This window comes from Streptosporangium sp. 'caverna' (assembly GCF_003203775.1).
GTDB lineage: Bacteria > Actinomycetota > Actinomycetes > Streptosporangiales > Streptosporangiaceae > Streptosporangium > Streptosporangium subroseum.
In genome coordinates, this window is the sequence record NZ_CP029711.1 from 4,754,576 (window position 1) to 4,768,802 (window position 14,227).

Annotated in this window: 13 protein-coding genes and 1 pseudogene; 10 read left to right on the top strand and 4 right to left on the bottom strand. The window is 67.5% G+C overall.

Annotation, left to right across the window (positions count from 1 at the left end; genetic code table 11):
- Positions 1-45 precede the first annotated feature (45 nt).
- Positions 46-1,065 (bottom strand): DUF4331 family protein, encoded by a 1,020-nt coding sequence (locus DKM19_RS20920; RefSeq protein WP_110697612.1) that lies wholly within the window; start codon positions 1,063-1,065, stop codon positions 46-48.
- Positions 1,066-1,736: 671 nt separating this feature from the next.
- On the opposite strand from DKM19_RS20920, the gene DKM19_RS20930 reads away from it, so the two are divergent.
- The 4 genes from DKM19_RS20930 to DKM19_RS20945 all read left to right on the top strand — a co-directional run bounded on the left by DKM19_RS20930 (position 1,737) and on the right by DKM19_RS20945 (position 7,106).
- Complete coding sequence (locus DKM19_RS20930) at positions 1,737-2,303, top strand: hypothetical protein (RefSeq protein ID WP_204358903.1); 567 nt, start codon at positions 1,737-1,739, stop codon at positions 2,301-2,303.
- Positions 2,300-3,160 (top strand): potassium-transporting ATPase subunit C, encoded by an 861-nt coding sequence (locus tag DKM19_RS20935; RefSeq protein ID WP_110697616.1) that lies wholly within the window; start codon positions 2,300-2,302, stop codon positions 3,158-3,160. The genes DKM19_RS20930 and DKM19_RS20935 overlap by 4 nt, the downstream gene beginning before the upstream one ends.
- Positions 3,161-3,162: 2 nt before the next feature.
- Positions 3,163-4,815: a potassium-transporting ATPase subunit KdpA gene (gene kdpA, locus DKM19_RS20940; RefSeq protein ID WP_110697618.1), complete on the top strand. Its 1,653-nt coding sequence runs from the start codon at positions 3,163-3,165 to the stop codon at positions 4,813-4,815.
- 398 nt (positions 4,816-5,213) lie between these two features.
- Positions 5,214-7,106 carry an amino acid transporter gene (locus tag DKM19_RS20945; RefSeq protein ID WP_204358904.1) on the top strand — a complete coding sequence of 631 codons (1,893 nt, stop codon included), beginning with the start codon at positions 5,214-5,216 and terminating at the stop codon, positions 7,104-7,106.
- A 178-nt stretch (positions 7,107-7,284) separates the two neighbouring features.
- Here the strand turns inward: DKM19_RS20945 and DKM19_RS20950 are convergent, their stop codons facing one another.
- Positions 7,285-8,460: a sugar phosphate isomerase/epimerase gene (locus tag DKM19_RS20950; protein ID WP_204358905.1), complete on the bottom strand. Its 1,176-nt coding sequence runs from the start codon at positions 8,458-8,460 to the stop codon at positions 7,285-7,287.
- 264 nt (positions 8,461-8,724) lie between these two features.
- Between DKM19_RS20950 and DKM19_RS51830 the strand changes: the two are divergent.
- Positions 8,725-8,968: pseudogene (locus tag DKM19_RS51830) on the top strand (IS5/IS1182 family transposase); the annotation flags it as partial.
- A gap of 55 nt (positions 8,969-9,023) precedes the next feature.
- On the opposite strand, the gene DKM19_RS20960 reads toward DKM19_RS51830, so the two are convergent.
- Complete coding sequence (locus DKM19_RS20960) at positions 9,024-9,485, bottom strand: Rrf2 family transcriptional regulator (RefSeq protein WP_239514358.1); 462 nt, start codon at positions 9,483-9,485, stop codon at positions 9,024-9,026.
- A gap of 97 nt (positions 9,486-9,582) precedes the next feature.
- Here DKM19_RS20960 and DKM19_RS20965 point away from each other — a divergent pair, with 97 nt between their 5' ends.
- Positions 9,583-10,335 (top strand): SDR family oxidoreductase, encoded by a 753-nt coding sequence (locus DKM19_RS20965; RefSeq protein WP_369989469.1) that lies wholly within the window; start codon positions 9,583-9,585, stop codon positions 10,333-10,335.
- 75 nt (positions 10,336-10,410) lie between these two features.
- Here the strand turns inward: DKM19_RS20965 and DKM19_RS20970 are convergent, their stop codons facing one another.
- The gene (locus DKM19_RS20970; RefSeq protein WP_110697626.1) at positions 10,411-11,076 is read right to left on the bottom strand and encodes a TetR/AcrR family transcriptional regulator; all 666 of its coding nucleotides are present in this window, start codon (positions 11,074-11,076) and stop codon (positions 10,411-10,413) included.
- A gap of 109 nt (positions 11,077-11,185) precedes the next feature.
- Between DKM19_RS20970 and DKM19_RS20975 the strand changes: the two genes are divergently transcribed.
- The 4 genes from DKM19_RS20975 (at position 11,186) to DKM19_RS20985 (ending at position 14,187) form a co-directional block, all read left to right on the top strand.
- Positions 11,186-12,133 carry an SDR family NAD(P)-dependent oxidoreductase gene (locus DKM19_RS20975; protein ID WP_110697628.1) on the top strand — a complete coding sequence of 316 codons (948 nt, stop codon included), beginning with the start codon at positions 11,186-11,188 and terminating at the stop codon, positions 12,131-12,133.
- Positions 12,134-12,369: 236 nt separating this feature from the next.
- Positions 12,370-13,236, top strand: coding sequence for a hypothetical protein (locus tag DKM19_RS49585; RefSeq protein ID WP_162641148.1), 867 nt, complete (start codon positions 12,370-12,372; stop codon positions 13,234-13,236).
- Positions 13,237-13,301: 65 nt separating this feature from the next.
- Complete coding sequence (locus DKM19_RS50745; RefSeq protein ID WP_204358906.1) at positions 13,302-13,487, top strand: hypothetical protein; 186 nt, start codon at positions 13,302-13,304, stop codon at positions 13,485-13,487.
- The gene (locus DKM19_RS20985; RefSeq protein ID WP_204358907.1) at positions 13,474-14,187 is read left to right on the top strand and encodes a 2-phosphosulfolactate phosphatase; all 714 of its coding nucleotides are present in this window, start codon (positions 13,474-13,476) and stop codon (positions 14,185-14,187) included. Before DKM19_RS50745 ends, DKM19_RS20985 begins: the two co-directional genes overlap by 14 nt.
- The last annotated feature ends 40 nt before the right edge of the window (positions 14,188-14,227 follow it).

Consider the following 14,227-nt stretch of genomic DNA (forward strand, 5'->3'; position numbering starts at 1 on the left):
CGAATCTCGCGATTGAAGATCGGCGAACCAGACGTCTGGGATCCGTCAGGAGGCGGCTGCCGGGTGCGGGTCGCCGAGGTACGGGAACCGGTCCAGGGTGTCGGTGTGCGGCGTCAGGCCGGTGGGCGGCGCCTCGTTCTTGGTGAGGAACGCGACGCGGATGTCGATGACGTCTTCCGCGAATGTCCGGCCATTGGGGTACGCGGCGGGCTTGGACGGGTCGAAGTGCAGCACGTCCGGCAGGAGGCCGTGCTCGTCGAGCGCGGTGATCGCCTCCTCACGCGAGTAGCCGCCGGTGTGGCCCAGCAGGTGGACGAACTGGTCCGTCCACCTGGCCCGATCGTTGACCGGCTCGCCGGCGTTGTATTCCTCCTTCGTGTCGTCGGTGTTGAAGAAGCTGCTCATCGACGGGTGTCCGGCCCGGTCCGCGTGGACGAGCTCGCCGTCGCGTAGGACGCTGCACCGGCCCCAGACGCGCAGCTCGGGTCTGGGCGCCAGCTCCGCGGTCGGCAGCTCGACGGCCATGGAGAAGACATTGGCCGTGCTGTTGGAGTCGACGCCGGTCCACGGAGACTTCCCGCCCAGATGCGGTGCGGTGAAATTCCGCTTGCCGCTGGTGTCGAACAGATCCTTGATTCCGTCGAAGTCGAAGAAAAAGGCGTCACTGCGGCTACCGGCGGCCACCTTGTAGTCGCCGCCGCTGACCACCTTGGCCTGGGGGCCGAAGGAGACGGCGGCGTCCGACACGATCTTGGTGCCGACCGCCTCGGGCCTGCGGGACTCCGCGCCGGTTGCCATGAAGACGCTGTAGGTCTGGGAGCCGTCGGATGCCGGCGGGCTGAAGACCCAGCTGAAGGCGACGTCGGTCAGGTAGTCGCCGTCGTTGTCGATGTTCAGGCGGTATACGGCGTCGGGGTGCAGGGCATCTGCGTTGGGATTGGCGTTGAGGATGAGAACGGTCCTGCTCGGATCGCCGGGTGCCCCGAAGGCGTATAGGTCGCATAGATCGAGGCGCTGGTCGCCGAGTGGTGGCCCAAGGCTGAGGCCGGTGAAATGGTTGGACATGTCAGGCCCTTCCATCGCTCGCTCGCCGGAAAACCGCTGGCACGCTTGAACGGCCGTTCTGCGGCGCCGTCACGTCCAGCGGAGTGGCGTATGAGTTGATCTCCGTGTGATTCTGTTTCTGCGGTTAAGCCCTCCCTGTCAAAATAGACAGAAGATAGCAAATAGGTACAAAACTCTGTATCGAGGGCGGGGAAGAAAACGTCCCTTCTTGGGGGTGCGGGCAAGCCGGATCCGCAGATCCCCGACCCGCAGGTGCGTGAGCGGGCCGCGGCCCGTCGCCACACCGCTGCGTAGCGCGATCGAGTACGTGTACCGGGTCACCCCCACGGCCCGGCTCCCGCCCCGGCATCCGGCCGGCCGCACGACCGGCGTTCCGGCCTCGCGCCTGCGCGGAAGTGGTTCCCGGTGGTCGTGGCGTCAACGTCGCGGCAGGATCTCCCCGTTCGCCGTAGGGAACACGTGAAGAGGGGTTGCGGGGAATTCCCGCGAGGGCTTCCATCGGGCTACACGGCGCAATGGGCCCGTTGTCGGATTTTTCCTGGGAAAAAGAGTGTCTGAGATAACATTTATGGTGGTTGTCCGATGAGTTTGGACAATATCGTCGGACTGATCATTTCGGTGGCTCTACTTGGATACCTGGTTCTGGCCATTCGCTTTCCGGGCAAGTTCTGATGAGCGTCGAGGCTCCGGTCAAGCCGAGCCCTCTTCCGCCGAAGTCCTCCGGCCGTCGCCGTGTCGCCGCGGGACTGCTCGATCCGAAGCAACTCTGGCGGGCACTGCCGGAGGCACCGCGCAAGCTCGACCCGAGGACGCTCTGGCGTAACCCGGTCATGTTCGTCACCGAGGTCGGTGCCCTGCTGACCACCGGGCTCGCCATCGCCGAACCCTCCGGCTTCGGCTGGCTGATCACCGTCTGGCTCTGGCTGACCGTGATCTTCGCCAACCTGGCCGGGGCCGTCGCGGAGAGCCGGGGCCGGGCTCAGGCCGACACGTCGCGCCGTACCAAGCAGCAGAGCGTCGCCCGCCGCGTGGTCGGCTGGACCGAGGGGACGCCCACGTCGGCAACCCGAGGAGGAGATCCCGCTCGCCCTGCGCGGCGTGCGATACCGGCCCTCAAGCGCGTCCAGGCCACTCACCCGCAACCTGTGGGTCCACGGACTGGGCGGCGTGCTCGTGCCGTTCGTGGCCATCAAGCTGATCGACCTTCTCGTCCAGTTCATTCCGGGGATCTGACATGAATCGCATTCCGCCGTGGGTCACCCGGCATCTCGCGGCTCTACGGGTGGTGCTGGTGCTCACCGTGACGGTGGGCCTGCTCTACCCGCTGGCGATGACCGGCATCGCCCAAGCCCTCTTCAACGACCAGGCCGACGGTTCTCGCATCGGAAACCATGGCAGCGCGCTCATCGGCCAGTCGTTCACCGACGCCGAGGGCAACCCGCTCAGGCAGTACTTCCAGAGCCGTCCCTCCGTCGCGGGCGACGGCTACGACCCGACCTCGACCGCGGCCGGCAACCTGGGCGCGGAGAGCGTCGTCGACACGCTTCCCGACCCGGCGGACCCGGAGTCGGGCAAACCGAGCCTGCTCACCCAGGTCTGCGCGCGCAGCAAGACCGTCGGCGAACTGGAGGGCGTCAGCGGCGCACGGCCGTACTGTACGGCCGGCGGCGTGGGCGCCACGCTCGGCGTGTTTCGCGCCGGCGGGCTCACCGGCAGGGCCACCCGCGTGGTCAGCCTGAACCAGGCCTGCCCGGCCACCCCCTTCGTCGCGACCTACGAGGGCGTCACCGTGGAGTGCGCCGAACACGACGCGGACTACAGCCACGCGCTGATCGTGCCCGTGCGCGGCGACGCGCCCGCCAGGTCCAGGGTGCCCGCTGACGCGGTCACCGCCGGAGGCAGCGGTCTCGACCCGCACATCTCAGCGGAATACGCCCGCCTCCAGGCCGCCCGCGTCGCCAGGGCCCGCCACCTCCCTGTCGGCGACGTGCTGCGCCTGGTCGGCGGGCACACCGCCGGACGTGCTCTGGGATTCTTCGGCGAGCCCGGCGTGAACGTGCTGACGCTCAACCTCGCGCTCGATGGGAAGGCCTGATCATGTACGGCTGGAGCCAGGCGCTCTTCGTTCTCGTCGTCCTGCTGGTGTTGCACGTGCCACTGGGCGACTACATGGCCCGTGCGCTCGACGGCGACCACCACTTCAAGGTCGAGCGTGTGCTCTACCGGATCTGCGGTGTCGCCCCCGACCGGGAGCAGGACTGGCGCCACTACCTGCTCGCGCTGATGGCCTTCTCGGTGATGAGCATCGTGGCCCTTTTCGGGCTCTTCACCTTCCAGAGCTTCCTGCCGTGGTCGCTCGGCCACGAGGGCATGCCGTGGGAGCTGGCGCTGCACACCGCGGTCAGCTTCACCACCAACACCAGCTGGCAGAACTACGCGGGTGAGTCCACAACCGGCCACCTGGCGGTCATGGCCGGTCTCGGCGTGCAGGCTTTCGCCTCCGCCGCGGTCGGCATGTGCGTGGGCCTCGCGCTCATCCGGGGTCTGGTGAGGCGGAGCGGCGCGGGCCTGGGCAACTTCTGGGTGGACCTGGTCCGCAGCGTCTTCCGCGTCCTGCTCCCGCTGGCCGTCGTCTTCGGCATCGCGCTGATCGGCCTGGGCGTGCAGCAGAACCTGGACGGCGCGCAGACCGTGCACACCATCGCGGGCGGCACGCAGACCCTCATCGGGGGCCCCGTCGGCTCCTGGGAGCCGATCAAGCTCATGTCGGGCGATGGCGGCGGCTTCTTCAACACCAGCAGCGCCCACCCGTTCGAGAACCCCTCCTCGATGAGCAACGCCCTCGAGATCCTGCTCATGCTGCTCATCCCCACCGCGTTCATCCGCACCTTCGGCCGGTTGGCCGGCAGCCTGAAACTGGGCTGGACCCTCCTCAGCGTGGTCGCCATCCTGTTCGGCCTGCTGCTGATCGCCGGCAACCTCGCGCAGAGCGCGCAGACCGGCACGGTCGCGGTCTCCGTCGGCGCGCAGATGGAGGGCACCGAGACCCGTTTCGGCATCCCGGGCAGCACGCTGTTCGGCGTCGCCGCGACGGGTTCGGCCGACGGCGCGCTCAACTCCTCCTACGACAGCTTCTCCAGCCTGGGCGGCGGGGTGTTGCTGGCGGCGATGATGCTGGGCGAGATCGCCCCCGGCGGCACGGGCAGCGGCCTGTACGGTCTGCTGATGGCGGTCCTGGTGGCGGTCTTCCTGGGCGGTCTCATGGTCGGGCGCACTCCGGAGTTCATGGGCAAGCGCATCGGCTATTTCGAGATGCGGTGCGTGGTGCTTTACGCCCTGGTCGCGCCCACGCTGATCCTGACCTTCACCGCGCTGGCCGTGGCCCTGCCCGAGGGCAGGTCGTCGATGGGCAACGTGGGAGCGCACGGTCTCACCGAGGTGCTTTACGCCTACACCAGTACCGTCAACAGCAACGGCAGCGCGATGGCGGGCCTGAACGGCAACACGATGTTCTACAACCTGACCATGACGGTCGCCATGTTCGTCGGACGCTACCTGCCGATCGCCTTCGTCCTGGCACTGGCCGGGCGGATGGTCCGGCAGCAGCCCATGGCGGTCACCGCGGGCACGCTGCGGACCCACGGGCCCAACTTCGTCGTCCTGGCCACCGGTGCGGCGCTGATCCTGGCGCTGCTCAACTTCCTGCCCGCGCTCTCTCTCGGCGTGCTGGCCGACGGCCTGCTGGGATAGCGGTTCCGGCGGGCCGGACAGCCGAGGGCATCCCCGATGCCCGGTGAGGATGACGATCCGGTCGTAGCCGTGCCGGCGACGTACGGCGTGTGCGGGGCTCGTGGAGCCCCGGACCGGGCCGAGCATCGGTGACAGCGGCGATGGCCCGGCTCTTCACGACAGGGTTCCTGGTGAACGCCATGGGGAGCCGACCTTCTCTCGAAGCGAAAGGTGACCGTGGCCATCGGGGGAGCAGCCCATGAGATCCGGCGTGTCGCCGAGACCGGTGGAGACCGGCGTGCCGTAGAGCCCCAGGCGTCCGATATTGACGTTTTCTTGACGCCCTGAGCCCATTTATACCCCTCTGACCTCAGTAAGGTGCTTTTCGTCTTTACGCATCTTTGACGGGGGTAGTTGGATTGGGCGGCGAGGACGGGTCACTGCGGACCTGGTTGCTGAAGGGGTTGCAGACCGACCGCAAGCAGATCGAGCACGGCCCGCACCAGAAGCACTCCTGGTGGCGCGTCATGTGCCTCACGGGCGTCGACTATTTCTCCACGCTTGGCTACCAGCCGGGCATCGCCGCTCTCGCCGCCGGTGTCCTCTCACCCGTGGCGACCCTTCTGCTGGTGCTCCTCACCCTGTTCGGCGCGTTGCCGGTCTACCGGCGGGTGGCGCAGGAAAGCCCCAACGGGCAGGGCTCGATCGCGATGCTGGAGAAGCTCGCCCCGCAATGGTGGGGAAAACTCTTCGTGCTCGCACTGCTGGGGTTCGCGGCCACCGACTTCGTCATCACGATGACGCTGTCGGCCGCCGACGCGACGGCGCACATCCTGGAGAACCCCTTCGTCCCCGACTTCCTCGACGGCCGGCGGGTGCTGGTCACGCTCTTCCTCCTGGCCCTGCTCGCCGGGGTGTTCCTCCTGGGATTCAGCGAAGCCATCGGCATCGCGGTGGTGCTCGTCTTCGTCTACCTGTCGCTCAACGCGGTCGTGGTGGCCACCGCGCTCGTGCACGTGGCACAGACGCCCAACCTGGTCGTGGACTGGACCCAGGCGCTCCGCGTCGACTACAGCAGCCCATTCGCCATGATCGGCCTGTCGCTGCTGGTGATGCCCAAGCTCGCGCTCGGCATGTCCGGATTCGAGACCGGCGTCGCGGTGATGCCCATAGTCAAGGGCGATCAGCCGCAGCGGATCAAGGGCACTCAGCGACTGCTTACCGTCGCCGCCCTGATCATGAGTGTCTTCCTGATCTTCAGCAGTTTCGCCACGACCGTCCTCATTCCTCACCGGGAGTTCGAGGAAGGCGGCAAGGCCAGCGGCCGGGCCCTGGCATATCTGGCCCACGACTTCCTCGGCGACTGGTTCGGCACGCTCTACGACGTCAGCACGATCGCGATCCTGTGGTTCGCCGGCGCCTCCGCCATGGCAGGCCTGATCAACCTGGTCCCGCGGTACCTGCCCCGCTATGGCATGGCGCCCGACTGGACGCGTGCCGTACGGCCGCTCGTACTGGTCTTCGCCGTCATCGCCTTCGCCATCACGATCATCTTTGACGCCGATGTCGAGGCCCAGGGCGGCGCGTACGCCACCGGAGTCCTGGTGCTCATGCTGTCGGCGGCGGTCGCGGTCACCCTGTCGGCCATCCGCAAGGGCCAACGGGCCGCGACGGCCGGTTTCGGTCTCATCTCCGCGGTGCTGGCCTACACGCTGGTCGACAACGTCATCGAAAGACCCGACGGTGTCAAGATCGCCTCGTTCTTCATCATCGCGATCATCGTCACCTCGCTCATCTCCCGGGCGACGCGCTCCACGGAGCTGCGCGTCAGCGAGGTCCACTTCGACCCGCTCGCCGAGCAGTTCATCAACGACGCCTGCGCCGAGATCCACCTGATCGCCAACGAGCCGCACCAGCGCGACCAGGCCGAGTACACCGACAAACGGCGCGAGCAGTGGCTCAACCACCGGCTGCGCAGCGAAGAGCCGATCATGTTCGTCGAGGTGACCGTCGTGGACGCCTCCGACTTCGAGACCGAGCTGTACGTGCGCGGCGAGGAACGCCACGGTCACCGCATCCTGCGCTTCGAGAGCCCCACCGTACCCAACTCCCTGGCCGCGCTCCTGCTGGAGCTGCGCCGGCGCAGCGGGCAGGCGCCACACATCTACTTCCACTGGACGGAGGGCAACCCCGTCACCGCCATGCTCCGCTATCTGCTGTTCGGCGGCGGTGACGTGCCGCCGCTCACCCGGGAGGTGCTGCGCCAGGCCGAGCCCGACGTCACCCGCCGCCCGCACGTCCACGTCGGCTGACGCTCGTTCGCCGGTGAGGCACAGGTCCTGCCGATCCGGACGGCGCTGAAAGCGCCTGCCGATCTCGCCCGCGGCGTACGTAGCCGTCGCTCGCCGGTGTCACGACGGTCCGCATGCAGGCCGGGCCGGATCCCGGGTTCGCCCGAGTTCCGGCCCGGCCGCTGGGCTCGGCGGCTGGTTACGCTGTGGTGAGGGCGGCCATGTTGTTGTAGCTGAGCTGGGCGAACTGCAATGACTGGTTCGGGTTCGCCGCACCGCCCGGAGCGGTGTCCTGCTCATACATCGGGTAGTGGTGCTGGCTGGTCAGAGCCCGGAAGAACGTCGTGTAGTCGATGTCGCCCGTACCGAAGGGCACCATGTCGTAGCCGTTGGCGGTCGCGGTGTTGATCCTGCCGTCCTTGGCGTGGAACAGCGGGTACCGGTCCTCGTGCGTTTGGACGAGGGCGAGGGGGTTGAAGATGTTGGTCTGGATGGAGCCGTCCGGGGCGGTGTAGGTCTTGTGCTTGTACTGGGCGACGTGTGCCCAGTAGATGTCCAGCTCCAGGTTCACGAACTTGGGGTCGGTGACGCCCAGGAAGTACTCCAGCTTCCGGATCCCCGACGATCGTGTCGGGCGGCCCTGGGCGTCCAGCGGTCCGCTGTCGAGCAGGAAGCTGTAGGCGGCGTCGTGGTTGTGGGTGTACAGCTTGACGTAGCCGGAGTTGCGGGCGATCTCGCCGAGGGTGTTCCACTTCGCGGCGGCGATGTCCCAGTCGGCCTTGTAGTTGCTGTTGGTCGGGTCGTTGCCGGTGCCCATGTGGTCCATGCCCAGGATGTTGGAGATCTCCAGGGTGGTCTTGAACCGGTCGAGGTCGGCCTGGGTCAGGGGCCAGGAGCCCGGGATGAACCCGTGGTTGCCCTCGGCCCTCAGCCCGTTGTCGTCCAGCCACTTGCGCAGCAACGTCGCCCCGGCGACGCTCTCCAGGTTCGGCCCGCCCTCGGCGTTGGCGTGCTGGGTGAAGCCGGCGAACTCGACGCGCTCGTAGCCGATGTCGCTGAGTGCCTTGAGCACCGCCTTGAACCCCGACGGCAGGGGAGTGGTGCTGGGGTCACGGGAGATGGCGTCGCGGACGGTGTAGAGGATGATGCCGCGCTTGCTGTCACGGATCAGAGGGGTGGCCGGAACGGCGGCGAGAGGGGCGGCGGGAGGGGCGATTGGAGAGGCGGCCCAGGCCTTGCCAGGTAAGGCGGTGACGGCCGCCGCCGCGACCATACCGGTGGTTGCCGCGAATAGTCCCCGACGGGTCAGACCCAGCTTGCGCCCGAGGGCACCGCCCTCGACCTGGTCGTCATCTTGTGCATGGAAAAAATTCACCCGCGTATCCCTTCGAGTAAAGGATGCGTGCGCTGACCGACTCCACAACAAAAATGAGATTCGGGATCTTCAGCGCACCACCGATGTCGACCCCCGGCGGTGAAGGACCTCTGGCATGTCACCGCCGTTCGTTCCGCATTGGTGATCATTGTTAACGCCGAATGTCATCTCGTCAATGAAAGTAGGGATCTTTCCCTTATGGATCTATTTGAGAAGTTTTCAGCCCTGGGGATGATCTAAAAATCAAGAGGTCACAGCTTGTTTGACAAGAGTGGCTTTCAGGGTCGGGTCACCCGCAAGGGGATCAAGGCGCGACTCCAGGCCACCTGACGATGGCACCTCGGGCGCACTCATGCCTGGCAGAACGCCTTTCGCCGGCTCGCTCGCTGCTACGACCGCCGGCATGGAAGTGTTCTTCGACCTCGCCGACACGATCACCACCGTGCGTAGCCTGATCCGCCACGCGTGGACCGCCTGTCGCCGGGACGCGTGCCCCCGATGCCGGCCCCGACCAGCCGCCTGTCCGCGCGACGTCCGGGGCGTTGCGCGCGGTGGCGGATGCGCTACGACGAGCCGGTCAGGCGCAGGCGGGTACGGGGTGGGGCCGATGGGGGCAGTGCGGCGATGATGTCAGCGAGCGAGGTCGTGGCGAGACTGTTCCGCCAGGCTTCGTGGGCTTCGGCCATCTTCTCGGCGAGGATGCAGGGGGTCCGGCACTCCTCGGCGGGCAGGGCTCCCCGTCCCCGCTGGCGGATCTCGCGGCACTCGTACGGCGAGGACGTCCCGTCGACTGCCTCGACGATCTGGAGGAGCGTGATCTCGGAAGCGGGCCGGGCCAGCCGGAACCCGCCGCGCGGGCCCGTTGTCGCAGCCAGCGCGCCGGCCTTGACCAGCGCCTGTAGCTGCTTGGCGAGATAGGCCGCCGGCAGGTCGAAGTACTGGGCGAGCTGTGCTGCCGACGCGGTGGCCCCTGCCTCGAGCTGCGCCAGCGACGCGGCGCAGTGCAACAGCCATTCCGTACTCACAGGCAGCTTCATGAACCCGATACTATCTCAGACATTGAGGATCTTTTAAGTCCGAGATAGCGTAAGCGGCAGCACACGAGACAGAGGAGAGATCACCATGAGGACCATGCGAATCGCCGTTGCCGGAGCCACAGGGAACATCGGGGCCCACACCGTCGCCGTCCTGGAGCAGGCCGGGCACGAGGTCGTGCGCATCAGCCGCTCACTCGGCGTGGACCTGAGCACCGGCGACGGCCTCGACGCCGCCCTGACCGGCGTCGAGGCCGTCATCGACGCCACGAGCCACGCGGCGGCAGACCGGGACGACACGGTGGCGTACTTCGCCGCCACCACCCGGAACCTGCTCGCCGCCGAGGAACGGGCCGGTGTCCGTCACCACGTACTGCTCTCGATCGTCGGCGTCGATCGCATCGAAGGGAACGCGCACTACGCCGGCAAGCGCGAGCAGGAGCGCCTCGTGACCGAGGGCCCGGTCCTGTGGACGATCGTTCCCGCCACGCAGTTCCACGACTTCGCCGCGACGGTGGCGGGCTGGACCGAGCAGGACGGCGTCGCCACGATCCCACCGATGCTCGTCCAGCCGATCGCGCCCGCGGACGTGGCCGACGTCCTCGCCGAGATCGCCACGGGCGCACCGCAGGGGCGTTACCGCGATGTCGCCGGCCCTGAGACGCAGGACCTGGTGGACATGGCCCGGCGCACCAACGACGCGCGCGGGCACGCGGTCAAGCTCGTGCCGACGTGGTCGTCGCTGTCCGGTCCGGATATGGCCGGCAACGTACTCCTGCCCGGCGAGGGCGCCCGCATCGCGCCGACCACCTTCGACGAGTGGCTCGCAAAGCAGCAATAGCGTCACCTCCTCCAGCCCCTTCGCCGTCCGGGCGCGAGAACCACAGAGGTTCTGGCCTGTCCGGTGCGACGCGGGTCAGCGGCGGGGTAGCACGCCCAGGAGGGTCGCGGTCAGGGCCGGCTTCAAGTGGTCCTTCAGCTGCAGGTGGAAGCGGGCCAGGTCGGGCTCGGCCTGGTAGGCCGCCTGCAGGCTGGGTGGGGGCGTGCTGTACGCCGACAGCGCGCCGGCCATGACCATGGTCTGCAGGCTGAACAGTGTTGCGTTCTCGCCCAGCTCCGGCAGGTACTTCTGGATCAGGGCGGTCATGGTTGTCAGGCGGTCCAGGGAGGCACGCTTGTAGCGTGCTACGACCTCGACGGAGACGTTGTGTTCCAGGACGCTGCCCTGTGCGCCGAAGAGGTCGCACAGCACCACTCGGCTGGAGAGTGAGCGGCTGAGGATCTCGGCCACCGCCGCCGCCCGCTCGGCCATGGGGAGATTTTCGTCGATGCCGGCGTCCAGCTCGCCTGCCAGTTCCGTCAGCCACTCCTGCAGGAAGCGGTCCAGCAGTTCTAGCAGCACCGCCTCGCGAGACTCGAAGTAGCGCAGCACGTTCGGCTTCGCCAGGCCTACCCGGCGGCTGAGCTCGTTCAGAGTGACCGCGGCCACGGGCATCTCGTCGAGCATCGCCGACGCCATGTCGAGGATCGCCCGTCGGCGGATCTCCCGCTGCTCTTCGGTTCGCGCCCGCTGGAAAGTCACGATCGCCAGCCTAACTTAAGTACCTGCGGTACGTTGACAACGTACCGAAAGTACTTTAACGTCGTCGACACAAGATACCTTCGGTACGTTAATCGGTTGGGAGCCTTACATGGGCGAGAAGTGGACGACGGCGAACATTCCGGACCAGCGCGGGCGGGTGGCCGTGGTGACCGGGGCCAACACCGGACTGGGGTACGAGACCGCCAAGGCGCTCGCCGAGCGCGGGGCGTCCGTGGTGCTCGCCGTGCGCGACGTCGAGAAGGGCGAGCGGGCCGCGGCCCGCATGACCGGCGACGTGACCGTGCAGGCGCTGGACCTGACCTCGCTCGACTCCGTCCGGACCGCGGCGGCGGCGCTGCGGTCCCGGCTCGACCGGATCGACCTGCTGATCAACAACGCCGGCGTGATGTACACCCCGAAGCAGACCACCCGGGACGGCTTCGAGATGCAGTTCGGCACCAACCACCTCGGCCACTTCGCGCTCACCGGGCTGCTGCTGGACCTGATGCTGCCGGTGCCCGGCTCGCGCGTGGTGACGGTCAGCAGCGTCGGCCACCGCATCCGGGCCGCGATCCACTTCGACGACCTGCAGTGGGAGCGGTCGTACGGCCGGGTCGCCGCCTACGGTCAGTCCAAGCTGGCCAACCTGATGTTCACGTACGAGCTGCAGCGCCGGCTCGCCACGCACGGAACCACCGTCGCGGTGGCCGCGCACCCCGGCATGTCCAGCACCGAGCTCGCCCGCAACGCCCCCGCGGCCCTCCGGCTTCCGCTCACCTGGCTCGCGCCGCTGATCACCCAGACGCCGGCGATGGGCGCGCTGCCGACCCTGCGCGCCGCCACCGACCCCGCCACGCTCGGCGGCCAGTACTACGGTCCCGGCGGACGCAACGAGGTCATGGGCCACCCCCGGCTGGTCACCTCCAGCCCGGAGTCGTACGAGGTAGCCGTCCAGCAGCGGCTGTGGGCCGTCTCCGAAGACCTCACCGGGGTGAAGTTCCCCGTCGTTCGGTCCGAGCAGGACTCGTTTCCCTCCGGATCGGCCATCACGATGTAGCCCGCGCCGGCAGGAGGCGCCGGCCCGTCACCTGATCAACGTCGCCGGAATGTTGATCACTGCGGACCGTCTCACACGCAGTGCAAACACTCCCGGCACCTGCACGGGCGGGACACGGACTTCGTCTTCTGCGTCAAGGACAGCAAACCATCGCGCAAGCCGTTCGTGGGCAACGGAAGATCGAAGCCCTGCACTCCTATGATCATCGGGTGCATTTATCGAGGATTGTGCCGACCATGCTCGTGATCACCCTGGCGGCCGGGTGTGGCGAAGAGATCACGATGACGGGGCGGACGCCCGCCGAGGCGGTGGCCCAGCAGGCGAAAGACTCGACCGGAGTGAAGGTCACCAAGCTCGTCCGTGTGGACTACAGCGGAGTGGTGACACCCACCCCTTCGTCGGAGGACGACACCATCGTGCCGCTCAACATCGGCGAATACAGCGAGAGCCGGACCACCGGAATCCTGCGGCTCGGTGCGGCTGCCTCCGATCTGACTACGACCTTCCACCGGACCAACATCCCCGAAGATTGGAAGGACTTCATTCCGGATGATCTGTCCTATATGACGACCAGGGCGATCTCGATCAGCGGCACCGACACCTACGAGCAGCGGGCCGACCGGAGATACGTTCCCGCCGGCAAGGCCTGGCTTCACCACAGCAGCCCCAAATGCGGGATGGCGGCGCGTCTCCTCGGGGGACTCGACGCACGTGCGGTTCTGTCGCCCGAGGTGCTGCAGAGGCTTGCGGCCCCCGCCCCCTCCTCGGGCGGGGTCATCGACGCGGTCGCCACCGTCGTACATTCCGGGCGTGCCGCGCAGGCCGAGTTCAGCATCCCGGACCAAGGCGACGACCCCGTTATGGCAGTACAACTGCCGATGCAGTCCCGCTCTCTAGAGGTCTCGTGGCAGTTGTGGGTCGGGCCGGACCGGCTTCCCCGCCGGGTCCGTCTCATCACGACCGATCTCCTGGCCGAGGAGAGTGGACCCAGGTCTGCCGTGACCGAGATCGACTTCACCGATTGGGGGAGCGACGTGTCCATCGGGCCCCCGCCGAAGGACCAGGTACACGAAACCGGAACCTGCCTGGACCCAGAACCGTAGTGAATACCCCACTGCGGTGCCACATCACCGGGCAGGGGGCATGACGGGCAACGCCCCAGATTCCCGTGACGGCGACCAAGCTCGCGGCCCGTTTCTGCCACATTCCGGTGGCACCCCACGTTGATCATCCCGACCGCATTCGCACCCACCCGGCGCGCCGCCTCGGCAATGGCCGGATGTTGCATTCCGAGACCGTCGATGTGATGCGCATCACTGTCTGGGTGCTTCGGATCGGACATGCGCGATCATGACCGGATGGACGCGCGTTTCCTTGGTATCGCTGATCTGGTCGAAGCCCCGTCCGTGGCGGTCGTCGTCGACGTCATGCGTGCTTTCACGGTGGCTGCCTGGGCCTTTGCCCAGGGGGCGGAAAAGATCGTTCTTGCTGAGTCACTGGACGAAGCCCTGGCGCTCAAGGCTCGCCACCCGGATTGGGTGGCGCTCAAAGACGGTCCGCCCGCACCTGGGTTCGACACCGTCAACTCACCGGGCCTGCTGCGGTCTGTTGATCTTGGCGGACGGACCGTTGTGCAGAAAACCACGGCGGGGACGGTCGGCGCTCTTGCGGTCAAGGAGGCGTCGCTGGTGCTGTGCGCCGGCTTCGTGGTGGCGGAGGCAACGGCTCGGCTCCTGCGGACACGCAAGAGTGACAGCGTCACGTTCGTGGTCACCGGCGACGACGGGCACGCCGACGAAGATCTGGCGTGCGCTCAATACATCGCTCGGAGGGCCACCGAGGCTGGGACGGATGCGGCCGAGTTCCTCCGCCGCGCCGGCGAGTCGCGCGCCGCCGCCGAGCTGGCGGAGGGTGTGCGTCAAGGAGCCCATCCTGATGACGTCGCACTCTGTCTTGAGCTCGACAGGTTCCCCTTTGCCATGGTGGCGACCTTGGAAGACTCACTCATGGTCCTCCGTCCATGCGCCGTGCCTTCGCTGACCGACGAGGCTTGAGCTGCCGGCCAAGGACATCACCTTGGCCCGCGCGCAGCAC

What these genes read in the sequence shown, in the direction of transcription:
- DKM19_RS20930 (WP_204358903.1), top strand. Translation starts at nt 1,737, where the DNA reads ATGAGCGTCGAGGCTCCGGTCAAGCCGAGCCCTCTTCCGCCGAAGTCC.
- DKM19_RS20985 (WP_204358907.1), top strand. Translation starts at nt 13,474, where the DNA reads ATGCGCGATCATGACCGGATGGACGCGCGTTTCCTTGGTATCGCTGAT.
- DKM19_RS49585 (WP_162641148.1), top strand. Translation starts at nt 12,370, where the DNA reads ATGCTCGTGATCACCCTGGCGGCCGGGTGTGGCGAAGAGATCACGATG.
- DKM19_RS20935 (WP_110697616.1), top strand. Translation starts at nt 2,300, where the DNA reads ATGAATCGCATTCCGCCGTGGGTCACCCGGCATCTCGCGGCTCTACGG.
- DKM19_RS20975 (WP_110697628.1), top strand. Translation starts at nt 11,186, where the DNA reads ATGGGCGAGAAGTGGACGACGGCGAACATTCCGGACCAGCGCGGGCGG.
- DKM19_RS20965 (WP_369989469.1), top strand. Translation starts at nt 9,583, where the DNA reads ATGAGGACCATGCGAATCGCCGTTGCCGGAGCCACAGGGAACATCGGG.
- DKM19_RS20920 (WP_110697612.1), bottom strand. Translation starts at nt 1,065, where the DNA reads ATGTCCAACCATTTCACCGGCCTCAGCCTTGGGCCACCACTCGGCGAC.
- kdpA (WP_110697618.1), top strand. Translation starts at nt 3,163, where the DNA reads ATGTACGGCTGGAGCCAGGCGCTCTTCGTTCTCGTCGTCCTGCTGGTG.